Annotated in this window: 1 protein-coding gene; it reads right to left on the bottom strand. The window is 67.8% G+C overall.

The features are described 5' to 3' along the window. Positions 1-36 precede the first annotated feature (36 nt). Positions 37-26,115 carry an LEPR-XLL domain-containing protein gene (locus tag HALO32_RS15500; protein ID WP_192576530.1) on the bottom strand — a complete coding sequence of 8,693 codons (26,079 nt, stop codon included), beginning with the start codon at positions 26,113-26,115 and terminating at the stop codon, positions 37-39. Positions 26,116-26,527: the final 412 nt, after the last annotated feature.

Raw genomic sequence — 26,527 nt, 5'->3', positions numbered from 1 at the left:
ACGCGACCGGACAACGACTGTATTGTCGACCTGGTTTCAGGCTTCCCACACCACCTTGGCCCTGCCGCTCGTAGCATGCTTGGCCATCGTCGGTTGTTCGCCGATCTTGGGTGCGGGCAGGGGCTCATCGCCCTCGATCAGATCCACAAGTTTGACGTTGAGGGATTTCAGTAACCGGGTCTCGTCACGATCAAGCAGAGCACCGATCTGTTCATCGAAGACTTGCAACCCGCCATGCGCAGGCTCCGGGGCCGTTACGCCGCGATTGGCCGAGGCACTTGTCGTCGAAGCCGTCGCGATTCCCGCCTCGTGCAGAGTCGCCTGCGCAATCACGGGCCCAAGGTCGATCCCTTGGAACGAAAGCGCCTTAGAAGTGCCTTGATCGCTGCCGGGCTGTTCGCCGGCGGTGGGCCCCGACCGGTCGAACGTGCCGGACGGCTGATCGGCGCCACCCTCGCGCGTCGGCTTCTCGGTCGTCATTGCCGCGGCATCGGAACCGGCCTTTCCGCTCGGCCCGTTCATATCCAGATCGCTGCCGAGATTGTTCCACTCGTCGAAGCGCAACTTGAGCGCCTCGATGATCTCGGCATCGCCGCCCGCCAGCGCCTCGTTCGTCATCGCCACGACGTCCGGCACGCTGATCGGGTAGTCCACCGCCTCGTGCGCGGCGTTCAGCACCGCCGCCACCGCATGGCGCAGCAGGGCATCCGCGCCACCACCGTTGAAGTCCAGAGCCACGACCAGGGTCACATCGTCCAGCCCGAGCTCGTCCGGCACCTCGAACACGCTCTCCAGCGTCTGGCCCGGATCGTAGAGCAGTGTGCCATCCGCCTCGCGTGGCCAGGCCCCTGCGTCGTGCTTGTCGGCATTGTTCTTCCAGAAGCCGGGGGTCATCCCTTCGCCAAGCGTATCGCCAATGCCGATGTGGCGGTTCCTGTCAGTGTCGCCGGTCTCGCCCTCCGGCGTGATCGCCGTCACCGTCGCGGTGTTGACGTAGCTGCCCTCGAGCACGCTGTAGCTGATCGCCCCCGCGGAGCTGTAGAGCCAGGTCTCGCCCGGATCGAGCAGCTCATTGTCGTTCTCGTCGCCCAAGACGAAGGCCGGCGCGAAGTCGTCGCTCGTATCACCCGGCGTGCCCGCATCGTCGATCAGCGTCACCCCGCTTGCCGAGACATCGGCGTCCGGGGCCATGCGCACCAGATAGGTCCAGACCGCGTCCTCGCCGACGTTCAGCTCGACCGGCAGGATATCGGCATCCTCGGCGGTCGTCGGGTTCAGCGGGTCGGACGCATTGAGCGCCTTCTCGACGATGATCCCCGGGGGCAGCGGCACACCCGTGATCCGCGCGACATCGCTGGCCATGATCACCAGGTCGTCCACCAGCCCGCTGACGGTCGCCGTGTTGACGTAGTCGCCCAACGTCACCGTGTGGCTGGCCACGGGGGCGGAACTGTAGAGCCAGGTCTCGCCGGGGTCGAGCAAGCCGTTGCCGTCATCGCCGGAGACCAGTTCCGGCGCGAAGTCGTCGGTGCTCACGCCCGCCGTGCCCGCATCGTCGCTCAGCGTCACCTCGCTCACCGAGGTCTCGGCGTCCGGCCCCAGGCGCACCAGGTAGGTCCAGACCACCTTCTCGCCCTCGAAAAGCTCGACCGGCGTGGTGTCCGCGTCCTCGGCCGTGGTCGGGTTCCGCGGGTCGGCCGCGTTCACCGCCTTCTCGACGAAGATCTCCGGCAGCTCGGGAACCTCGACGCCCAGGATCCGCGCGACGTCGGTGTCCTCGACCGACTCCTCGCCGATCATGGCGCTGACGGTTGCGACGTTGACATAGTCGTCCAGCGTCACCGTATGGATGAACTCAGGCTTCTCGGAGCTGTATAGCCAGACCTCGCCCGGATCGAGTAGTCCGTCACCGTTCGCATCGCCCGAGACGAAGGTCGGTGCGAAGTCGTCCGAGTCGTCGTCGGGCGTACCCGCATCGTCAGTGACGATGACGTCTGTCGCGGAAACCGCGGCGTCCTCCGAAAGCCGAACGAGATAGGTCCACACGACGTTGTCGCCCACGTTCAGCTCAACCGGAACGGTGTCGGCATCCTCCTGCGCCGTCGGGTTCAGAGAATCGACCGCATTCACCGCCTTTTCGATATCGATGGCCACAGGCCCGGGCGGTGGCGGCGACACGCCGTGCAGCCGGGCCAGATCGCTGTCGGTCAGCATCACTCCGTCTGCCTGAGCAGCGACCGTGGCGATATTGACGTAGTCGCCCAGCGGCGCGGTCGCTGGATCCGACTCGTAAAGCCAGACCTCGCCCGGATCGAGCAGTCCGTCGTCGTCGGTATCGCCGGAGACATAAGTCGGCGCGAAGTCGTCCGAATCGTCGTCGGGCGTACCCGCGTCGTCAGTGACGATGACGTCCGTTGCGGAAACCGCGGCGTCCTCCGAAAGCCGAACGAGATAGGTCCACACGACGTTGTCGCCCACGTTCAGCTCGACCGGCACCGTATCGGCGTCCTCGGCGGTCGTCGGGTTGAGCGGTTCGGCCGCGTTCACCGCCTTCTCGATCACGATCCGCGTCGTGTCCACTGCCTCGAGGGGGGCCGTAGGCGTGCTGCCATGCGCGGTCTGCAGCGGGGCCAGCGTCCGGTCGTCCTCGATCTCGCCGGCGGTGTCATGATCGCCGGTGCCGTTGCCCGGCTGCGGGTCGCGCGAGCTGCCGCGGTTGTCGCCCCACTCGGGATCGGAGCGCGTGACGATGCCGAGCTCGCCCGCGGGCCCGTGCAGCCGTTCGTCGGCGCCCGAGTTCTCGCCCAGCTCCTCGATGAACGCGATGATGCCGGGGTTCGGCAGCCGGTTCACGGTGGGCGCCCCGAAGCGCTTGAACGGCACGAAGAAGCTGTTGAACTCGCCCAGGAAATCGAACATCCGGTCGGCGCCGGTGTTGCCGATCAGGACGTCGAGCCCGCCGCCGCCGTAGGCGAAGTCGCCTGCGCCGCCGGTCTCCGCCGGACGGGTCGCGTCGTCGCTGGTGTCGTTCAGGCCGTCGTTGGTGCCGAGGTTATCGTCGAGCTGCAGGTAGTCGTCGCCCATACCGCCGAACAGACGGTCCTTGCCTGTGCCGCCGAACAGCGCGTCGTTGCCCTCGCCGCCGAAGATCCGGTCCTTGCCGTCCTCGATCAGCCTGTCGGTCTCGTCGAAGGTCTCGAAGTTCAGGACGAAGCCCTCGATGCGCAGCCGCGGATTCTCGGCGTCGTAGAACGGCTGCGCCGCGGCGAGCACCGGATCGAAGAACTCGATCAGCTTACGGCTGACCGGGTCGTAGGCCAGGGCGCCGGTCTGCTCGGTGCCGTTGGCGTCGGTCCAGGGCGTCAGCGGGCGGGTGTCGGCGTACAGGTGCGCGAGCGCCTCGGCACCCGAGATCGCGTCATCGCCGCCGCTGCCATGCAGGAAGTCGTCGCCCAGCCCGCCATAGATCAGGTCATCGAACGCCGCCATGGACTCGGTCAGCCACACGCTCTTCTTCAGGAACCCGTGGAGGTCCACCCATACGCCGATGACGGGATTGGCCGGTCCGAGCTCCTGCTCGCTCGTGGCGCCGAGCCCGTAGAGCGGCTCGGCGAGCCCGTTCCGCGCGGTGAGGATACGCCCGTCGTCGCCGATGACGCCGTCCTCGCCGCTGCCGCCAAAGATGCGGTCGTGGCCGGTGCCGCCATAGATGTCGTCGTCCCAGCCATCGCCGTAGAGCACGTCGTTGCCGCGCATGCCGTGGATGACGTCGTCGCCGTCCTCGCCGTGGATCAGGTCGCTCGCCCCGATGCCCGCCGTATCGTCTCCCGGCACGCTGTCGAGCAGGCTGTGCGCGCGCACCACGATCCGCTCCTCGCCGCGGGACTGCGGCTCACCCGGCGCGGTCGGGTCCGAGCCGATGTCGTCCGCGGAGTCGTAGGCGAACGCGAGGAAGGCGCCGTCCGCATCGACCAGGGTGTAGATGTTGCCGTTGTCGCCGAGGATGTGATCGGCGTCCCTGGCGTGATCGGCGATCAGGGACCCGGTGCTGCCCCCGCCGCTGCCCAGCGCATTGCGCTCGATCTGCAGACCGGCGCCGCCGAACAGCATGTCGCTGCCGTCCGGGCGCTGCCCGGGCGTCACCAGCGTGAACAGCCCCGAGGAGCCGCCGATGATGTCGTCCTGGCCCAAATTTCCGAAGACGATGTCGTCGCCGCCGCCGGCCTCGATGTAGTCGTCACCGTCCGTCGCGGCCTCGAACGAGGGCTGCACCAGCAGCTGGCCGTCCGCATCGCGCGCCGCGCCGACCGGGTTGCCGGCGAGCGCCGAGGCGATGGAACCGTCGCCCTGCACCACGTCTTGCCCGAGCTGGGCGAAGATCATGTCGTCGTCGCCGCCGCCCGAAATGTAGTCGTCGCCGAAGTTGTTGTTGCTCAGATCTTCCGTATCGGCGTCGTGATGCAGCTCGGTGATCGCGAGCTCGGCCCACGGCGCGCCCTCGTGGCGAGGGTCCGCGAAGGGGGTCGAGAGGTCCAGGTCGAGCGAGCCGTCGGGCGCATAGATCCGGCCGTCGTTGAGCTGGCGCACCCGCGGGTCCCGCGCGGGCAGCGGGTCGGGCGCCAGGCGGCGTTCGAGGATCACGTTGTCGCCGAGCACCAGGTCGCGCCCGAGTCCGCCGTCCATGAAGTCGCCGTCGGCGCCGCCGATCAAGAGGTCGTCCTGGGTGCCGCCGGTGATGACGTCGGAGCCGCCGACGTGGATCCGCTCGGACTCGAGCCGGCTGATGACCACGCCGGGATTGGCGAGCACCATGAACTCCAGCTTGCCGCTGTCGCCGAGAACCACGTCCTGGCCGGCCTCGCCATGCAGCGCGTCGCCGAGCACCTCGATGCCGTCGATCACCGGGCGGGTGGTGTCCGTGCCGTCGTTGTCCTGGCCGCCCAGAATGATGTCATCGCCGGCGAGGCCATGAACCGTGTCGCTGCCGCCGAGGTCGGTGACCATGCCGTCATTGCTGAAGACGTTCGCTTCGGTGCCGGTCTCGGTGTCGTCGTCCTGGTTGAAGATCCGCGTGATCGGCTGCGCCACCGGGTTGACCCGGTCGCCCGGGCCGCCGCCGCCGAGCCGCACGAGGTCGTCGCCCGTGCCATAATGCACCCGCCCCTGGTCGCCGATGATGATGTCCGCGCCCAGGCCGCCGGTGATGGTGTCGTCCTCGAGCCCGCCGAAGATCACCAGCCCCAGCGTCGAGGCTCCGGCCTCCACGACGTCGTCGCCCTGCTGGGTATTCAGCGCGAAGAAGCCGTCAGTCGCCGCGTCGAGCTCGACGGTGACCGTATCGTTCCCGGCACCCGTGTTTAGCTGGGTGATGGTCCAGATATCGGCGCGCCTGTGGGTCTCCTTGATCATCACCGTATCGGCGTGGCCGCTGGTCCAGTAACTGATGCCGTTGCCGAAATCGCCGGCGGCGCCGGCCGAATAGGCGATCATCCCTGGCGCCAGCCCGGTGATCTCGACCTCGTTGCCGGTGCCTGAGGTGATCAGCACGTCGTCGTCGCCCGCGCCGGCGTCCTCGTCGCTGACCATCAGCCGGTGCCTGCCGCCGCCCACGTTCACCGTCAGGTCGCCCGCCACCCGGTCGACGTTGCCCGAGAGGAAGTCGAAGTCCGGCGCGCCGTCGCCGTCGAGGTCGTCGCCGGCCAGCGTCGCGTCCAGATCGGCGTCGGAGGAGACGAACACCTGATCGTCGTCCATGGCGCCGTCCGGGGCGAGGTTCAGCGTGGTGTCCGCGGTGGTGCCCTGCACGCTCACGGTCTCGGCGCCCGAGCCGGTGTTGATCGTCAGCGTGTCGATGCCGTAGTAGTTGATGCCGTCCATGCGGCTCTGCACCGTCACGTCGCCGTCGGTGCTGTTGTCGCCGACCTCGAGCAGACCGACGATGGCGCCGCCGCCCTCGTCGGACCTGAGGATGCCATCGAAGTTGACAATGTAGACGTCGCCGTCGACGCCGGCGGTCTTCTGCACCGTGATGTCCGAGGCGAAGCGGCTGCCGAGAATCAGGCGCTGCAGCGTGTTCTCGACCTCGAAGGCGGTGGCGCCGACGCGGATCGCGTCGGTGACGAAACCGGCCTCATCGACGACGCTCTCGCCCTTGCTGGTGGTGAAGTCGAGCGAGAGGCGGAAGCTGCCGCTGGTACCGCCGACGGTGACGAGCTGGCGCGCGTTGGTCGCCGCCTCGGTGCCGCCCTCGCGCACAACCGAGACCAGCGCCGGCGCGTCGCCGCGGGCAACGATGGTCGCAACGTCCTGGCCGCCGAGATCGAGAGGCAGCGGAGCCGGCGCCGGATCGGACAGCACGGGCGTGGTGAAGCGGATCGAGTAGAGCCGGTCCGGGATCACCTCGGTCACGATCAGGTTCTTGTTCGTCAGGTCCTCCAGCTCGCCCGTATCCGGGTCCGCAAAGGGGCCAGCGACGAAGCTGGACAGCCCGTCCAGCGCCGCGACGATGTTGTCGAAGGTCTCCCCGGCGGCGACGGTGATCTCGGAGGTGATCTCGCCGGCGAAGTCGAGCAGGAAGCTGCCGCTGTCCGCGTCGATCTTCAGCGACTGCACCTCGTCGACCGGATTCTCGGCGGTGCCGTCGGTCCGGGTGTGGACCTTGATGTGCGCCACCGCGCCCGCCTCCGCGGTCTCGCCGGTGCCGTGGATCGGCGCCGCGAGGTCGATATCGCCGGCGGTGACCTCGTCGAGGTCCTGCGCCGAAAGCTCGCCCTGGAAGCGCAGCACATAGATCGAGCCGTCATTGCCGTCGCCGCCGGCCGCGCCGCCCAGGTCGGTCGCGGTCGCCATCCGGCTGACCGCGACATTGCCGGTGCCGATGGTGGCCAGCGCCTCGAGCGCCGCCTGCACCTCGGCCGCGGAGGCGTCGTGCGCCAGCGCGCCGGTGGTCTTGCCGCCGAAGCCCAGCATGAAGCTGCCGCCGGACGCATCCACGGTCACGACCTGCACCTCGTTCACCTTCAGCATGCCGAGCCCGGTGATCGAATGCTGCGTCAGCAGCAGCCGATTGGCCAGCGTGTCGGCGCTGTCGGTAAGCGTGACTTCGTCGTCCTCCACCGGCGGGACCAGCGCGGCCGAGTCGACGATGATCTCGGCGAGGTCCGTCTCCGCCTTGGCGTTGACGAACTCGATCCGGTAGCTGGCGCCGTCGCGCAGCACCTCGACATTGCCGGTGCCGACCGACTCCAGCGCCTCGAGCGCCGCGCGCACGGTGGCCGCGCTCGGCGGCGTGCCGGCCGCGGGATAGTCGATGGCGGCGGTGGTCTCGTCGCCGAGCGTCAGGCTGAAGCTGCCGTCCACGGCGTTCAGCGTCACGAACTGGACCTCGTTGGTCTGGTCCGAGGCGATGCCGTCGGTGAAGGTCCGCACCTCGGCGATCAGCGGGTCGCCGTTGATCGTCAGCAGGCCCTGGATGAAGTCCGCGAGGTCCACCGTTCCCAGCGTCGGGTCCTGGTTGCCGAGCGTGACGGTGTCCGAGCCGAGCCCGGTGTTGAGGGTGGTGTGCCCCGAGGTGGCGTCGACATGGATCACATCGTCGCCGCCCTTGGCTTCGACGGTGGTGGTGCCGAAATGCGTGTTCTGGATCGTCAGCTCGTCGCTGCCGGCGGCCAGGCGCAGCTCCAGGTTCTCCAGGTTCTCATAGCTGATGCCGCCGGGCTGCAACCGGCCGGCGATCAGCACGTCGGGCACCATGCCGAAGCCGGTGATCCGGGTCGCGGTCAGCACGCCGCGCTCGTCGCGGATCGAGTCCTCGTTGATCGCCGTCAGCCAGTCGAGCTGGTCGGCCTCGTCGACGAAGAAGTTGGCCGAGTTGTCGGTGATGGCGAAGCCGAGCCCGGAGATGTCGGTGCTGAAGGCCGCGTTCACCGTCAGGATCACCTTGTCGCCGTCGAACACGGCGTCGGTGATCAGCCGGAACTCGCCCTCGAACTCGCTCGCCTCCTCGGCCAGCGTCAGGGTGCGGCCGATCAGGTTCCGGAGCGTGTCGTCGTCCGAGCCCACGGTGATGTGGTCGGGCAGATCCGCGGTCGCGACGGAGATTTCGGTGCCGTCGCCGTCGACGCCGACCACGACGCCATCCGTCGGCCGCCGGTCCTTCTCGCCCGGCATCAGCACCGGGTCGGTCAGCCCGGCGAGCGAGCCCTGCCCGCCCGCGCCGTCGATCAGCAGCGGGCCGCGCACCCGGTTCAGCACGTTCGGCAGGTCCGGGAAGGCCTTGGTGTCGCCGCCGTCGATCACCTGGTCGTCGACCGCGGTGACGGTGACGGTCTGGGCGGCGTTCCAGTTGGTTTCGTCGAAGGTCAGGAGGAGCGTGCCGTCGGCCTCGAGCGTCTGGCCCGATCCGGCCACGAAGGCCACCTGCGGCGCGAAATAGGCGATCGGCCCGCGGCTGGTGCGGGTGTCATCGGGCCGCAGACGGATGGTCACCTCCTCGCCCGCCGCCGGCTGCTTGGTCAGGCGCACCGTGTAGCTGTCGGAATAGCCCACCTGGCCGACCGACTTGCCCTCGATCACGGTGGTGGTGCCGCCCGACTCCTCGATCAGCACGCCGGGCGCATCGTCGTCGGCGACCTGCACGGTCAGGCTCTCGGCCGTCAGGCCGTCGAAGCCCTCGCGGGTCCGGTCATAGACCACCTCGACCACGCCGTCGCGGAACTCGGGCGCGCCGGTGGCGGTGACGAAGGTCAGGACGTTGCCGAAGATGGTGAAGCGGCCCTGCGGCAGGGCGATGCCGTCGACCGTGACCACGACGTTGTCGCGGTTGGCGTCCTCCGCCGAGGCCGCCAGCGTCAGCAGGCCCGAGCCGTCGGCCTGGACGGACACCAGATCCGTGAAGGTGGCGGCGAAGCTCAGCGTGAGCTTGTTGTTCGTCCGCGCGACCTCGACGTTCGGCGCACCGCTCTCGGCCGTGCCGATCGTCGGCAGGCTGACCAGCGCCGACTGGATCGCCGCCACGCTGGAGTCGAAGGAGAGGTTGGCCGTGCGCTCGCCCTTGTAGCTCAGGAAGAAGCTGCCGCCGATGGAGGTCGCCGGCAGGGTCACGGTCTGCACGGTCGGGGTCCCGGCATCGACGACGATGGCGCCGCCATTGATCGCCACGTCCTCGCCCAGCAGAAGCTGCGAGAGCTCGGTGCCGGACGAGGCGAGCGTCTCGTTCTTCGAGTTCTTCGCCGTCGCCTCGGCGTCGTTCGACAGGAACACCGAGTCGAAGCCTGCCTCGGTCCGGTCGGTGTCGCCCGCGCTGGCGACGGTGTGGGTGACGATGCTGAACTGCGGCCCCTCGACCACCGTATCGTCGATCGCGCTCACGGTCACGGTGACGGGAACATTCCAGTCGGTGTCGTCGAAGGCGAGGGTAATCGAGCCGTCCGCGTCCACGGTGGCGCCCGCCGCGCTCAGGCTCACCTGCAGCGCGCCGAAGTCGTCGGCCAGCGGGCGCAGCGTGACATTGACCGTCGCGCCAGCGTCGGGCTTGCGGGTCAGGAACACGTCGTAGGTGTCGCCGCCCGTCTCGCCCTCGATGGCGTCGATCTGCGCCTCGGACTTCACCACCGCGACGCCGGTGGCGTCGTTGTCGACGATCGAGGCGCCGAGATTCGGCAGCTTCAGGTCGTTGTAGCGGTGGATGGCGTAGATCGAGCTGGCATCGAGCGGCACGCTCCAGGGCCGGTCGACCGTGAAGCTGGTGCCGGAATTGGCGGTGATGATCGCCGACTGGCCCGCGCCGGTGCCGGCGAGGATCTCGACCACCGCGCCGCGCAGGCTGTCCGCGGCGCCGAAATCGGCGCTGGCATCGTCCACCGTGCGCTGGACGGTGCCGGTCAGCAGGCCCTCGAAGGTGTGGCCCTCGACGGTGAGCGGCGTCATGCCGTCAAAGATGGTGTAGCTGTCGCCGGCCTTGATGGTGTCGGAGAACGCACCGTTGACGGTGATCGTGTTCTTGGTCGAGGACAGGATCTGGAAACTCTCCTCGGCGCCGGAACCCAACGTCACCGTCAGCGTCTTGCCCACCAGCAGCGGCGCCACCTCGACGTCGCCCTGGACGCCGAAATTGGTGTTCACGTCCTCGATGGTGTCGGCGACGTTGCTGATTTCGGTGCCCGTGATCGCGTCCGTGCGTGTGAGCTGCCAGGCCGAGGTGCCGTCGGGCACCGCGGAGAGCGGCGTGGCGAGCTGGAGAGTGACGTTGCCGGTGCTCGCGTTCCTTGAGTAGCCCTTGACGATCGCGGAGTCGCCCTCCGCCGTGCCGTTGGTGACCTCGAACTGCGCCCCGATCAGGGGCGAGAAATCGTCCGCGGTGCCAAGATCCGGGAGCTCGGATTCAGAGATCTCGACGGAGTCGGCGGACCCGGCGGAGAGCGACCCCACGTCGCCTTTATACACCTTCTGGCTCTGCACCGAATGGCGCAGCTCGGCGAAGTGTGCGCCCTCGGCGCCGGCATCCTCCGGCGCCCGCACCCAGACGGTCTGGGCGGTGTCCCAGTTGCCCGGTGTGAAGGTCACCGTGATCGCGTCCGAGAAGCTGGCGTTGTCGCCCGAGACCTCCAGGTTGCGGAAGCCCTTGGAGGCGTCCTCGACCGACGGCGCCACCGGCGAGATGGTCACGGTGACGTCCGTCTCGGGCCGGCGCGTCAGCACGATGGCATAGCTCGCCGCGGCGCCGCCCTCCAGCAGCTCGATTTCCTGTTTCGGGCCGGTATTGACGAAGGCGATCGCCGGCTCATCATCGTCGACGACATTGGCCGTGATGCCCTCGATGCTGATGCCATCGTAGTCGCCAACCTCGCCATTGGTCAGCATGCTCTCGACGCTGTGCGCGATCAGGCCGCTGTGGCCGAGCAGGTCGTTCGCGACCACCGGCGGCGTGTCGCCCCCGGCGACGAAGGTGTCCGAGCCGAGGCCGCCGGCGATCTGGGTGCGCACACCCTCCTGCGTGCCCAGTACGAAGAAGCGGTCGTCGCCCTCGGCGCCGTCGAGGGTCAAGTCCTCGATCTCGGTGAACTGCAAGTCCCGGCCGGCGCCGAACACGCCGTCCTGCGTGACCACGAAGTCGTCGGCGAATTCGGTGCCGATGATGATCAGGGTGTCGAAGCCGTCGCCGCCGTTGATGGTGACCGGCGCGTTCACCGCGTACTGGATCAGGTCGGCGCCGCCGCCGCCCGAGATGTCGGTGCGCTCGCGCAGGTTGTCCTGGCTGCCCGCCAGCGCGAAGGCGCGCACGATGAAGGTGTCGTCGCCATCGCCGCCGCGCAGCGACAGGGGCGCGAGGTTGTGCAGAATATCGAAGTTGTCGTTTCCGCCGCCGCCGTCGATCAGCGTGGACTCGCTGATCCCGTTCGACAGCCAGCCGCGCGTGGTCTCGATGGTGGCAAAGGCGTCCTCGTCCGACAGGCCGGTGGCCGGGTTGACGTCCCCCGTCTCCGGCGTATTCGGCCCGACACGCATGGTGTCGAAGAGCTGGCCCACCTGGAAGGAGTCGTCGCCGATGCCGCCCGACACCTGCAGCGGAGCCGCGACATCGTCGATCACCATCTCGTCGTCGCCCGAGAACAGGTTGATCGTCACGCCCGCGTTGATGTCCTTGTCGTAGTTGACCCGCTCGATCTGCGCGGTCTGCGAGAAGCCCTGGTTCTCCGCGCCCTGGGTGAAGGAGGCGATGAAGCCGGCAGGCGTGCCGGTGGTCTTGTTGGCCCGAAGCAGCAGGTAGTCGGCCAGCGGAGTGGCGTTGACCGTCAAGGCGTCCACGCCCGCGTCGGCGCCACCGGTGTCGTTGACGTTGATCAGCGACTCGCCGCGGCCGGCGAGGTTGACGGTGTAGACGTCCGAGCCGTCTTCGCCGTCGAGCGTCAGCGCCGCGCCCGAGATTCCCGAGCCGATCGGGTTGATGTCCGGCGCGACGTTGAGCGCGGGGTCGAACGCCGGGTCGGGCCGGCTGGTGCGCCAGGCGCTGGTCTCATCGGGCGGGGTGCCGAGCGCCGCGTCGAACACGAACCCGATCAGGCCCTCGCTAATCCGGTCCTCCTCGAGGCCCGCGATGGTCGCCGTCTCGCCGGCACCGGTGCCCTCGGTGATCTCGAAGCTCGCCCCGATCAGCAGGTCGGTGTTCGGGTGCGTGATCTGCCACGTGCTGCTCGAGTCCGGTAGCGTCGCCGGCCGCGTCAGCACGGTGAAAGTGAAGCCGACCAGCCCGTCGCTGGCCAGGAGGCCAGTGTCGATGCTCTCGACGGTGGCGGTCGTGCCGTCCGCCGTGCCGCCGGTCACCTCGAACTCGGCGCCGACGAGCGCCTGGAAGTCCGACGGCACCAGGAAGTCCGGCGCGAAATCGGCTGCGTCGACATAGAGATCCGCGGTGCCGGTCGTCGCGTCGACCGTGCCGGCATAGATGCTGGTGACGGCGCCGAGAGGGACATAGGCGTCGGCGGTGCCCGAGGTGTCCAGCGTCCCTACCGCGCCAGCGTTCACGATCGGCCCCAGGACCGCCGGGAAGGTGAGCCGCCGGTTGACGTTGATGATGTCGTCGCCCAGGCCACCATCGACGAAGGTCGGACCCTTGATCCGCTCGACATCCAGCGTGTCGGCTCCGGGGCCGCCGCGCAAATTGGTCGTGCCCAGATGGGTGTCCTCGACGAAGAAGGTGTCCTCGCCGGTTCCCAGCCGCACGGTCAGCTCGGCGAACTCGCGATAGTCGATGCCCTCGGCCACGCCCAGGCCCGAGAGGAAGGTCTCAACCAGGATGCCCTTCTCCTCGCCGTTGTCACCGGTCGTGTCGCCGCTGTCGTCGATCACCACCCGGTCGTCGACGCCGCTGCCGCCGGCGAGGAACACCGGGCCGTTCACCGCGCTCTGCCTGATGGTGTCGATGGTGCCGCCGAGATCGCCGTCGAAGAAGGTGGGGTAGTCGAGCTGGCGATGAAGCCGCAGGCCGGTGAACCGGCCGACCGCGACCCCCGCCGGCCTGAGCAGGCCGAGCGCCAGCGCCGTGGCCACCGGGGCGCCGCTGTCGACGATGGCGCGGACCGAGATCTCCTTGTTCTCTTTGGACCCGTTGGCGGTCGCCTGGAAGGCGATGGCTCGCTCCGCCGTGTCCCAGATGGCCGTGACGTCGGTGAGCTGCGTGTTTATTTCCGTGAGCAGGTCGGCGATGGTCGCGCCGGCCGTCAGCGCGGCGCTGATGTCGACGGTCTGCGCGTCGCCGCCGACGAACAACACCTCGAATTCGGCGCTGTCAGCCGCGGTCAACGCGTCGTAGATCGTGTTCAGCGACGCGGAGGGCTGCGCGCCGGCATTCGCGAGCTGGTCGAGCGGCGTCGCGCTCGTCACCACCTTTGCCGATCCGACCATGATGTCGTCACTGCCGGACCCGCCGTTGATCTCGATCGAGGCGGTGCTGACCGTGGTATGCAGCCAGACGGTGTCGTCACCGTCGCGCATATTGAAGATCAGCCGCTCGAAGCCGGCGGTGTCCTGGTGCGGGTTCTCGGGATCCTCGTAGACGATCACGGCCTGCGCCGCCGCGCCCAGCAGGATGTTCTGGTCGGTGACCGAGACCGCGTCGTCGCCCAGCGTGCCCCGGACCTCCAGCGTGTCGGTGTAGAAGCTGTAGCCGCTGTCGCCGAGCAGCAAGACGCCCCTCAGCTCGGGGTTCATCTGCACGATGTAGAAGTCGTTGCCGTCGCGGCCGTCGATCGCCAGCCCGTCCTGAGACATGGCGGCGATGTAGAAACGGTCGGCCAGCCGGCCGCCGACGATCCGCTCGATGGCGTTGTCGGCCTGGGTCACGGTGTTGGCGGAGGTCGCGGCCGAGAGGCCGAAATCGTCCGTGGCCGTCAGCCCGGGGGCCACCGAGGGGTCGATCGCGGGATCGAACGGAGTCGCCGTCGGGGCGATGGTCACGTTGATCCGCGCCCGGGCCCGGCTGAAGTCCATGGTATCGACCGCGCCCGGCTCGCTCGCCGCCTCGATGATCTCGTCGTCGCCCCAGTTCTGCTCGAACCTGTAGGTATCCGAGCCCGCGCCGCCGTCGAGCGTGTCGTCGCCGAAGCCGCCCTGCAGGGTGTCGTCGCCCTCCCCGCCCAGGAGCATGTCGTCGCCGGGACCGCCCTCGATCAGATCGTTGCCCTTGCCGCCGCCGAGCGTGTCGTCACCGACCCCGCCCTCGATGATGTCGTCTGCGGTGCCGCCGGTCAGATCGTCGTCGCCCTCCTCGCCGAGCAGGCGCATCGGGATGGCCGCCGTGGCCCCCGAGCCGATCTCGACGGTGTCATCGCCGACGCCGCCCCGGAACAGCAGCGTGATGGCGCTGGCATAGTTACTCCAGTCGCCGGCGATCGTCAGTTTGTCGGCGCCCGCCCCGCCGAAGGCGCTGATCCGCGCGACGCCGGCCAGCTCGAACTTATTGATACTCTGGACCCCGGCGGCCAGCGTGGGCCCGGGCGTCAAGCTGTTGCCGTCGAGCGTGCCGGTGATGATGAGGAAGCCCCCGCTGGCCGTCAGCGTGAAAGCCTCGCTTCCGTCCGAGGTGTCGCCGTTGATCCGCTGCCCGGCGAAGGCGCCCATGTTGACGCGGATCTCCTCGCCGACCATGGCGCCCATGATCGCGGGGCGCTGGAAGTTGCTGATCGGGCCCGAGATGATGGTCTGGTCGATGCCCGCCTGCGCGAACGGGTCGATCGAGAAAACCTCCGAGCCGAACACCTCGACGAAGAACTCGAAGAACCAGCTAAGCGTGCCGGAGATGTCGAACACGGCAAGGCCGTTGGTGCTGCCGTCCGCCAGCACGGTCGAGGCCTCGAGCTCGGCGATGCGAATCCGACCGTCGAAATCCGGATCGTGCCAGTTGAAGTCGATCGAGCCCGTGATCCCCGCGCGCAGGCCGACCTCGAGGAAGCCTCCGACCCCCAGCCCGACGCTGAGCGTGACGATGAAGCCGACGGAGAGTTCGGCCGGGTCGTCGAGCGAGAGGCCGGTCTTGTCCGGCGCGGCCGCGTCGCCGCCCGTCTGGATCTGGGTGAACTCGCGCACGTCGAGGAAGAAGAAGCCGTTGCTGATGTCGTCCTCGTTGCCCGTGCGCGCGAAGTCGCGGTAGCCGGCCGTGTCCATGCCGACCGCCAGCGACAGGGAGAGGTCGATGCCGAAGCCGATGCCGAAGCTGATCGGCACCGGGCCGGCCATGACCGTCTTCTTCTGCTCGATGTCGAAGCCGACCGTCAGGGTCGGCAGGATCAGCGTGAAGAGATCCACATCGGCGCCCACCAGCATGCGCAGCGACTGCTCGGGCCGGGTCAGGACGGGGAAATCGAGGAAGAAGCCGCCACTGAGGCTGCCCCCACCGCCTTTGGTCAGCTCCTTCGAGCTTACCGTCTTGCCGTTTCGATCGGTTGTGGTGGTCTTCTCCGAGACCTGCTGGCGCAGCGAGACGCTGGACTGGATGGGGTTCACTCCGCCTGAACGCGATTTCTTTTTTTCGAAGGCCGAGTTCGGTTGATCCTTGGACTCACTGATCGAGATCGGCACCGAGCCGGTGCTGATCCCGCTCGGCTGCGGCGTGGTTTGCGGGTCGAAGAGCTGGCTCAGGTCCTGGACGCCCCGCACGTCGGGCACCTGCATGCCGCCGAGATCCAGCCAGACGTCGTCATCGACGGATTCCTGGAGCTGCGCCATCTTCTCGGCCAGCCCGAAGATCACCGAGAGTGCCTCGAGCGTCTCGAACACCACGAACGCATCTGCGCGACCAGAAAGCATGGCCAGTTGCTGCAGCGTGTCGACGACCCGGAAGGTGCGTCCGTTGAGGAACGAGAAGATCGGGTCCTTCTGGAAAAGGAACCCGTCGGTCGGGCTCAGCAGCCAGCCGAGCGGCTCGATCGCGCCCTCGAAGGACTCGACCAGCCCGGCGACGAACTCGGACACCGAGTCCAGGTTCATCTGGACGTTCAGATGGTCGACCACCGGAGCGTTGGCGTTGTCCACATAACCGGACTCGAACGGGCGCACAACCAGCGCCTGGCCGGCGGTGGGATCGAGCCCCAACATCGCGTCCGTGACCAGCGCGCCGTCGATGTTCTTCAGCTTGAACGAATAGAGATCGCCTGAGGACGGGGCAGTGAAATCGGCAATCAGATAGGTGCCGTTGTTGCCCGGCGCCCAGAGGTCCCAGAGCGTCAGCTGCACGCCGTCACCCAGGTTCTGAGGGTCCTTGAGCTTGACCGTGACGGTGATCTCGCCGCCCGCGACCGCCAGGCTCTCGATCTTCGGCAGGATGAAAATCTCGCCGGTATTGGCGGTGTGCCGGCTTTCGCGGAACCCCGGATTGCCGCCCTTGGTGGCGTCCTCGCCGACCGAATTGTCGAGCGTGAAGGTGGAGGTGATGGAATTGTCGAGATTGTCGAAATCGAACGTCTGCCCGACATCGCTGATGGAGAAGACGTCGTTGACCTTGATGCGGATCGGCGCAGGCTGGTCGGGCCGTGCGCCGCGCGCGCCCTCGATGCGGATGATGTCGCCGTTCGCGAAGTCGGCCGAATTGCCGGCATGATCGACGATCATGGGCACGAAGCCGTCCGGCGGGATGGCGTTGCGGAACTGGTTGGAGTCCTGGACCGTCTCGAGTCCCGTCGAGGTGAAGCCGAAGCCGTCGCCGAAGGCGCGCGCGCCGAGGCCCTGGATCTGCCCCTCGAGGTCAGTGCCCTCGTGCACGAGGTCGCGCTCGATGAACTGCCAGAACACGGAGAGATCGGTCCTGAGCTGCGGTGCCGACAGCGTGCGATCGAACCGCTGGGTGGTGACCTCGAGGTTGAGGTCGGTAGTGCCCGAGATCTTGGCGTCGATCAGGTCGGCGAACTCGGTAAGGTTCAGCAGCTCGGAGATCGAGGCATTGCCGTCGAAGCCAGAGGCCTCGTCCGGGTCCAGGATGTCGATGCTGTAGCGCGCCTCGAAGCGGCTCTCGGGCGGCGAGACGAACCAGGTCGCGTCCGAGGCAAAGGTGCCGGTGAAGGCGGAGTCGACCGTGATCTTGCGGGTGCCCGGGTCGATCGCCGTGATCCGGCGTGAGACCAGGGTGCCGGCGTCATCGCGGATGACCAGCCGGTAGCCCTCCGGGATCGAGACCAGATAGTTCGCGAACACCTTGTCCTTGAGCGAGAGGAACACCTCGACGTTCGTATCATTGAAGTCAGCGGCGTCCGGCACGCTCAGGGTGTCGAACGAGAACAAGTTGCTGACCGAGAACGTCGCGTTGTTCCCGCTGATGGACCCGAGCGTCAAAGAGGCAATGAAGCTGTTATCGCCGCTCCCGACATTTCTGACGGTGAGGTCGAATTCCAAGCCGTCGGTGTCGATCAGCGCCTCGGCCCAGGCAACGTCGGCGAGGTTGACCTCCAGATCCGCGGTCCTCGCGCTGCCATTGACGTTGCTGAACGTGAACTGGCCGTCGACGCGCTTCAGCTTGTGGATACTGTCGGCCGTCGAGAGGTTGGTCAGGAACGTGGACAGCGACGCGTTGCCCAGGAAATTGTTGCCGACCGAGACGCCCTTGCCCTCCGCGCCGGCTCCCTTGAGCGAGACGGTGGTGCCGCTCACGCTGCCGTCGACCTTGCCGCTGAGGATGTCAGTGAAGTCCAGCACTTCGCTGGCGAAGTAGGACAGGCTGCCCTTGTACGCGCCGACCTCGCCCGGCGTCGGGTTCAAGAGTTGCGCCTTCACGTCGAGCGCCAGCTCCTCGTCGCCCGAGACGTCGACGAAGAAGCCCAGCTCGCGGTCGAAGCCGAAGTGGAACGCCAGGTTGAAGCCGAGCTGCACGTCGAGCTCGGCCGGCAGGAACCCGACCGTCGCATCGGCGCTGGACACCGTGTCGTCCAGCCGCATGTTGAGCGCGCGCAGCGAGTCGCCGATGTCGAAGAACGCCTTGAAGCCGGAGTAGCTCGCCGCAAGCGCGTCCGCCAATTCGCCGAACAGCGTGTCGCCCTGGGTGGCGGAGATGTAGTTCTGGACCAGCGTCTGCACGGTGATCTGCGCCTGGGAGAGCCCCAGGTCGAACGAGATACGGTCGATCGTCTTGTTGTTCACGTCCGACGCGAAGTCGGAGTCCACGGAAGTCTTCTGGGTATCGTCGTCAAACTCGACGTTGACCCCAACATCGCCCGCGATGGCGGTCGAGATCAGCCCGAGGCCGTTCGCCGCGCCGCTGGCGGTCGAGCTGAACGCCTCGTGGATGGCGCGCTGCATCAGCCCGATGGTCTCGAGCGGCGTCATCTGATCCGCCGCGGGGATCTTGAGGAACTCGGTGACGTAGCTGAGCAGCAGCTGCGCGCGCAGCGTCGAGGAGATCAGCCCGCCCAGCCCCTCCATGGCGCTGCCCAGGACGGGCAGCGAGGCCGGCGTGAACACCACGTCGTCGAGCGCGTTCTGGAGCACGAAGAAGAACTCGTCGATCCCCGCGATCACCGCGTCCGGGTTGGCGATCTGGTCCACCGGGTCGAGCAGCCCCGCGATCGCCGTGTTCTGCGGCAGCGTCACCGGCAGGTCGGCGGCGGCGATTGAGCCGTCGAGGAATTTGCCGAGGTCGTTGATCGCGACGCGGATCGGGTTGACCACCACCAGGCTGTCCTGGTCCGCCGGCGCGTCCACCAGCCCGTCCACGACGAAGGTCGTCTCGCCGCTGCCGGTGTCGAAGGTCGAGCTCACGACATCGAACTGCTGCCCCTCGAGGTTGCCCGAGGTGAAGCGCAGCAGGAAGCCGGCGTAGTCGTTCCGCGCGATGCCGCGGGCGACAATCTCGGTGGTGTCGGGGCCCGGGCCGGTGTCGTCCTGCGTCGCGCTCCCCGTGGCCTGGCCGATATCGCCCTGCAGCGGGTCGCGCCCGTTCGCCAGGAACAGCGGCAGAAGCGCGCTGGCGCTGGCGCTATGGGTTGTGGCCGTGGCCGCCGCGTTGACCTGCGCCACGGTGGCGCCCGCCTCCGGGTCGCTGCCCAGCGCGCCCAGTGCCAGGTCTCTGCCCAGCGTCACGGTGAAGCTGCCGCCCAGCCCGGCCTCGGCGCCAAGCGTCTTCAGCGTCACCGGCCCGATCTGGATGTCGTCGCCGCCGGCGCTGGCGCCGAGGCTGGCACCGACCTCGAAGTCGACCCCGGTATAGTCGTCACCGTTCGTATCGGTCCCGCTCTTCAGCGTGGTCGTCGGATCGCTGGCGCCGGAGAAGCGGATCTCGACGCCCAGATCGAGCAGCGCCTCGGCGTTGACCGTCAGCAGCTGGCCGTTGGTGGCGACCAGCCCCTGCTCGACCAGCGTGCCCGCGGTCTTGTCATCGTCCATCGGGAGGATGTCGGCGATTTGCTGCAGGTCGAGCCGCAGCTTCGTCGCGCTATCCGACACGGAGACGGCGAAATCGTCGATCAGGATGTCGAGCGCGACGGTGCCGTCGGTACCGCTCGTCGCGCCGATGGTGATGTCGCCGAGGCCGAGATCGATCAGATGCGCCCGTAGGTCCTGGATGTTGCCCAGCGCCGCGGCGTCGAACCCCGAGAGCGCGCTGGAGAACTGGCCCGCCACCGGCAGCACCTCCAGCACGCTGCGCTTCAGCAGCGGCAGGTCGGCGGCCAAGATCGGGGCCTTATCATCATCGGTCGCGGCGAGATCGCCGAGCCGCTTCAGGAAGTTGTCAAGCACGCCCTCGAGCGAGGCCTGGATGGCCGCCCCGTCGATCTGCGTGAAGGCGTCGAGCACTTCGGCGTGGCTCTTCGACAGCGTCACCGCCCGCGAGGGGAACTGCTGGCGCGTGGTGAAGCCGAGCTCCTTGGCGCCGTCACCCCTAGTATTGCCCGCCAAGAGCGGCGTCACGCTGAGCACCGAGACGAAGAAATCCGGGTCGTCGGGCGGCGTGGCGAAGAACTCGAACTTGCCGCCCTCGAGCCGGACATCGATCCACTTGGTCAGGTCCTGCGGCTCGCCCGTGTCCGGGTCCGCCGCCACAGCCAGGGCGGCGCGGATGTCGGCCAAAAGGTCCGCGGTGATGGTGTTGCCCGAGGTGTCCACGGCGTTCGCGGGGCTGCCGAGGGAGTCGGTGCCGAGGAGCACCACCTCGAAGCCCTTCGAGCCGTTGACCGAGATCCGGAAATTGGCGGTGCCGGTCAGCTTGCCGTCCGTGCCGACGGTCGGCGCCGCGTCGCCGGTGATGACCAGCTCCTCGGTCGGGCTGGTCAGCCAAGCATTCGGGAACTCGAAATCAAGCCGTGCGGTTGCGGTCCCCGGATCGATCAGCGACGCCGCCTCAACGTCGGTCTGGAGCACCGACTCGCTGGCCGTGATCGAGGAGATCGACAGCGCGGCGGACGGCGTCCCCCCGCCCGAATCCGTGGCCGCAATCGAGAACATGTCGGAAATGCTGGCATTGTCGAGACTGCCGAGCAGGTCCAGCAGGCTCAGCCGCCCGCTGCTGCCCGGGGCCAGCAGATCGAAGCTCAGCCCGCCGTCGAGCGTCAGGTTACCGACCGCCTCGATGCCAAGGAAGCCGTAGTTCGCGGTCATGTCGAAGTTGGTCGACGCCACCTCGGCGAAGAACGTCAGCTCGGGCCCGCTGCCATCTTTGCCGCTGATGAACATCTCGGCCGCGCCCTGGCGGTCGAAGGCGTTCTCGACGAAGCCAATCTCGCTGAAGGCGGGATCGGTCAGCACCCCGGCGTCGTTGCGCTCGGCGTTCATTGGGTCGGCCAGGATCCGGAGCGAGGCCTGCTCCGCCGTCGCGCCGTCGAGCAGGACCCGGTTGCCGAGGCGGTCGGTCGCGACGATGCCAGAGCCGAGCGCCGAATTCACCGCCTGCTGCACCTCGTCCTCGAGCACGCTGGCGACGTCGCGGTAGAGCGAGCTCGACTGCGATGTCAGATCGGGATCGACCAGCTCGAACGCCGCGTCTTTCAGCGCGTCCTGGATCTCCGTATCGGACAGGGTCAGCGTCCGCCCCTCGACGGCCAGCGTCCACACGCCGCTGGCCTCCGAGGCCCCCGTGACCTCGAAGCGCAGGTCCTCGAGCACCCCCTCGGTGATCCGCAGGATCGTGCCCTCGAGGTCACTGGCGTCATCGGTGAAGCCGGGGATGATCGCCTCCAGCTTGGTGACGGCGCCGCCCGCAACGGTGATGTCGGAGGCGGTGCTGCCGACCGTGCCGGTCTCGACCACCGGCGTCTCGTTGCCGAAGCCCAGCTCCGACGCGGCGATGTTGCCCGAGGTGGCCGTCAGTGACACCCGGCGCAATTCCTCGCTTTCGACAGTCCCGAGAGTCCCGAGCTTGACCCGGAAGGTGAAATGGGCGTCTCCCTCGGCATCCGGGCTCAGGTCGGCGACCAGGATGTCGGACAGCTCCTTCGTCGTGGTTCCGGACGACAGCACGGCGTCGCCGATGGCCGCGTTGATGTCGTCGACCAGATCGGACATCCCGGTATTGGCGAACAGTTCCGCCGCCGAGCGTAGCGCCAGGAAGGCCTTTCCCTCCTCGGGCGCCGCCGTGGTGGCGAGCGCGATGCCGCCGCCGGTCACGCTGGCATCGACGGCGGCGCTGATGTCCGCGGTGGTGTCATCGGCGAGGTTCGTGACCGATCCCAGCGCAGTCTTGATGTTGGCGACGAAGCCGTTCAGCCGCGCCGTGGCGTTGTCGCCGGTCGGCGCGTCGACCTCGACCAGGTACCTCTCCGTCGCGGCGCCCGCCGCGCCGGTGTCGAGCTCGAGGATGAAGTTCCAGCCGCGGTCCTTGTCCAGCACCACCGGCTTCGAGGTGGTGATGCGGGCGGCGTCGGTCTCGGAGGAGGCGGAATCGTCCTCACTGAAGCCGGAATCCCACTCGATCGCGGCGTCGGCGTTCGGATCGCCCGATGCCAGCAGCTCCTGGAACAGCGTGTCGGCGCCGGTGCCGTCCGTCGCCTCTGCGAGCACCTCCAGACTCCAGATCAGCTCGGTGCCATCCTCGGTGCCATTGTCCAGGGTGAGGATCAGGTCGAACTGCGCGTCCGAGCCCAGGATGCCGCCGTTCTGCGTCGCCGCGCGCTCGGCGAACAGCTCGAACTGCTCGGCATCGCTGGTGGTGTTGATCTCCTTCTTGACCTTGTCCCGCGCGGCCGTGCCGTCGGTCTCCTTTGGCACCGTCACCACGACGGCCATCTCACCCACAATCTCGAACGCCGCGCCGTCGGCGGGCGCAGAGCTGCCGCCCCCGACCAGCGTCAGCGCGATGTCGCCCGCGGTGCCCGAGGCCGTCGCGTCGTCGATCTCGAACAGGTCGCTGCTCCCCTCGAAGCGCAGCGACTGGCCGATATAGGCCGACGGCGTGTGCCCGAGGCCGGAGACGACGAAGTCGGTCGCCGTCGCCGTGGCCGACGTGTCGTTCACCGTGCCCTTGCCGACCACGCCCTCGACCACCAAGGTGAAATGCCCGGCGCCGTTCAATGTGCCGTTCTGCGCCAGCGCCTCGCTCACGCCGCCCGGCACGTCCTCGAAATCGGCGATGTCGCTCGAGACCGACGGCACGCCGACCTGCGCCACCGGCCCGGCGCCGAGGTCGAAGCCGACCACCAGATCGAGGCTCGCGGTCGTCCCGACCACCGCCTCGGCCGGGTCCGTGGAACCGGTGTTGAAGGTGCGGATGTTGCTCAGCGGCGCGACATCGCCCTCGCTCGCCGGATCGATCAAGGCCGTGGAGTCGGTCTCCATCATGAACGAGAGCGGCAGCGTCACCGCCGAGGCGGCCGAGCCGCTGGCCGGCGTGTAGCCGAACTTCGGCGCCTCGGTCAGCTTGAGGAAGGTCTTGATGTCCTGCGCCAGCTCCGCGAGGTTGGCGAACACGCCGCCCTCGAACACTTCCGTCACGCCGACCGAGGCCCCCCCGCCGGAAAGCGGCACTTGGTCCACGGATTGCAGCTTTCCGGTGAACTCGATCACGTACACTGACTCGGTCGCATCGTCGGCGGTGCGCGTGATCAGGAAGTCGCTCTCGCTCAACTCCGGCAGGGCTCCCAGAGCGGCCCGCACGGCCTGCTCGTCCGCACCGACCGCGATGTCATCGGTCTGAGCGACAATCGTGAACGCGTCGCCGTCCGCTGGAGCCGGCGCTGTCGTGTTGTCGATTGTCAGCTCGATGCCGCCGTCGGACTCCGTCGCCCCGGTGATCTCGAACAGCTCGCTGCTGTTCGCGAAACGGAGTTTATGGCCCTCGTAGGCAGCAGGCGTGTCGGTCAGGCCGGACACGACGAACTTGGTCGACGACGGGCTATCGTCGTTCACCTGGCCGCTGCCGACCGCTCCCTCGCTGCCGACCAGCCCATCGACCACCAGATGGAACGACGTGCTGCTGCCCTTGGTGACCGTCACCTCCTGGATCTCGTTGCGCAGCGCGCGCGCCAGCGCGTCCGCCGCCGCGCCGAGCTGCGAAAGCGCGCCCAGCGTCACCGCCTCGCCGGGGGTCAGGCCGACCTCCTGGGAGGTCTCGACCGCGACCGAGCCCGAGCCGGAGGCGACCGTGCCCGTGATCCCCGGCTGGTCAGCGCCCGCGAGCTGGCCGACGAACTCGACCGTGTAGGTCGCGCTCGTGGCATCGTCCGAGGTGCGGGTGACCAGGAAGTCGCTCGCGAACAGCCCCGATAGGCCGCCGAGCGCGCCGCGCACCGCCTCGGCCTCGGCGTCGGCGCTGATCTCGTCTGTGGTCTTGCCGTCGAAGGTCAGCGTGAAATTAGCACTGTCGCCCTTGGTGACCGTGATCTCCTGGATCTCGTTCGCCTGCTCGGCCGTCTGCAGGTAGGGCAGCGTCTGGCCCAGCGCGCCGCTCTCCTCGAGCTTCACCAGCGTCTCGGCCAAGTCGCTCATGAGGATCGCCGCCCGTTCGGGCGTCAGGTTGCTGAAGGCCTCGAGCGCCGCCGGCAGCACGACCTCGACCGGGGCCACGGTCTCGAAGATGCTCGCTGCGCCGGGGGGAAGACCGACGACCAGGCTCCCGCTCAGCGCCGAGGTGTCGCTCGCCGCGTCGAAGATGCTGGTGTCCACGTCGATGGGCAGGGTAACGCTCAGCGCGTCGGTGCCGAAGCTGGCGGCCCCCGCCGAGTCGAAGCTGGCGCTCAGCCCGATATCCACCGCCGCGCCGGACCCCAGCGCCGCGCCCAGCACCCCGATATCGACGCCCAGCCTCTCGGACGGCACCGTGTCGTCGTCGTCGGTCAGGTCCGCGCTGGTCGTGCCCAGGGTCGTTTCCTCTGCCGTCACGTTGCGGGTGAGCTCCATGCTCATCGTGCCGGTCATCTCGAACCCGCCGGCGGCGAAGCGGATGTCCCGCTCGACCAGCTCGGGCGAGCCTGAGAGGTCGACGGCGGAGATCTGCGAGCCGTCCAGAGAAAGCTCCAGGATCAGCTCGAAGACCTCGTCCGTCGCGTTCCAGACCTGCCTGAGGTCGCTCTCGACGGTCAGCGTCGCGGACCGCAAATCGACATTTCCGGTCGTGACGCCGCTCTCGGCCAGCGTGCTGCCGATCCAGCCGGCGGCAGCGTCCTCGATGGCCGTCTCGATCGCGCCGAGGTCCGCGGCACTGCCGAGAGCGAGACTGTCGGCGAGGTGCCCGACCATGCCCCCGGCGATCCGCGCCCCTTCGACCGTGCCCTTAACGCCCGAGGCCGCGTCCGCAAAGCCCAGGTCCTCCGCAGCCGTATCGCTCACGGTCACCGTCTCGCTGCTCGACGCGCCGACGATCTCGAAGCCGTTGCGTTTGGCGTTGAGGCGAAGGCTCAGGCCGGTGGCAGCGCCGAGGCCCGCCCAGGCGGCCGAGAACTCGGCGACCAGATCGGCCACATCGACCAGGCCCGCCATGGCGATGTCGACGGAGTCCGTGCCGAGCGCGACCGTGAGCGCCCCGCCGGAACCGACGCCCAGGTCCTCGAGGCGCGTGTCGGAGCGGATCAGCGCGCCCGGGTTCACCCAGTCGGCGAACGGAATGTCGCTCAGCGGCACGCGCTCGTCGAAGCCGCCGTTGTTCGCCAGCAGCTCGGCTTCCTTGTCGGCCAGGGCTTCCAGGGCCGCCTCGATCGCGCTCTTGTCGTCGCTCGAGGCCGTCGCGTTGATGACATTTATTTCCTCGGCCGAGCCGAGCACGATCGCGATGTTCTCGATGTCCGCGCCATCGAACTCGAGCGTCAGGGTGCCGTTCGCGGTGTCGGTCACCGCGTTGCCATCGGCGTCGACGGTGATCACGTCATCGCCGTCGCCGGCGTCGATGGTGATCGGCACGACACTGTTGGCGGGGATGATGAAGGTGTCGGCGCCGTCGAGGCCGAGAAGGCTCAGCGACTCGATATCCGTGAACATCGACAGCCCGGACGAGAAGTCGAAGTTGTCGTCACCCGAGGTGCCGCGGATCTCGACCGAGTCGCCATTGCCGGTGCCGCCGTCGATGGTGACGTCGTCATAATCCGTGCCAATCGAGAGCACGAAGGTGTCTGCCCCGCCTTCGCCAGCCAGCTCGAGCGCACCCGCGAATCCGACGATCTCGATGCGGTTGTCGCTTGCCCCGCCGGTGAGCGCGGCGCTTTCCACGCTTGGTGAGGTAGACGAGAGCGTCCGGTCGGATAAGTCGATCGCGCGGTCGAACCGGAGCGCGACCACTGTCGTGCCGCCGCCCAACTGGAGGGTCCCATCGGTCAGGACCATATCCGCATCGTCCGCAATCTCAAGCCGATCTTCGCCTGACCCGGCATCGAAAACTATCGCGGCCCCTGCCGCGGCGGTCGCGCGGTCGAACAGATCGAAGCCGCGCTCCACGACCAGCATGTCGTCGCCGTCGCCGGCCTTGAACTTGAAGACCACGCTATCGGGCAGGTTATCTCCCAATCGGAGTGTATCGGAACCGCTGCTACCTTCGATCAGGATTTCATCGGGCAGCGGGCTTCCGGTGTCGAAAGAATCGACCTCATTAACGGTTTCTGTTTCCAGAAGCCGGAATCTCGAATCATCAGCGTCATAGCGCAGCGTGAGATCCGCAGCCGCGAAGAACGTCAGATCCGCGTCAAGCAGGAGCCGAGGTTCGAGGGCTTCGAAATGCACCTTGCCGGTGTCGACAGCCTTCCTGCCCGGGACCGACGCCTTGCGCTTTCCAGGAGCAACGACCCTATGACCGACATCAGTTGCGTGTGTGACGCGGGAAAGCCCACGCCCGCGCAAATCAGACCGCTTAGCCATATCCCGACCCCGCATCGCGCTGTTACCGGGTGATACTGTGGGACGAGACGTACAGAACCAGGGGCCACCATAGCGGACACCCGAAACCAAACGATCCCACTCGCCGAAAGACCTTTACTGCCCGGTAAGTTTTTTTTCTTGCATCAGAGTAAAGCACACGGAAACAAACGGTGCCCAAAAAAAAGTTCTTCGCAGACTGGCGTGATATATGACTGCACGACACTGAGTGGCCAGCCAACTCCGGTAAGCGCCAACGCACCGAGCATGGAGAGGGCGC

The organism is Halomonas lysinitropha (genome assembly GCF_902500215.1).
In the GTDB taxonomy this organism is placed as follows: Bacteria; Pseudomonadota; Gammaproteobacteria; order Pseudomonadales; family Halomonadaceae; genus Halomonas; species Halomonas lysinitropha.
This window is presented reverse-complemented; position numbering and strand designations above follow the sequence as displayed.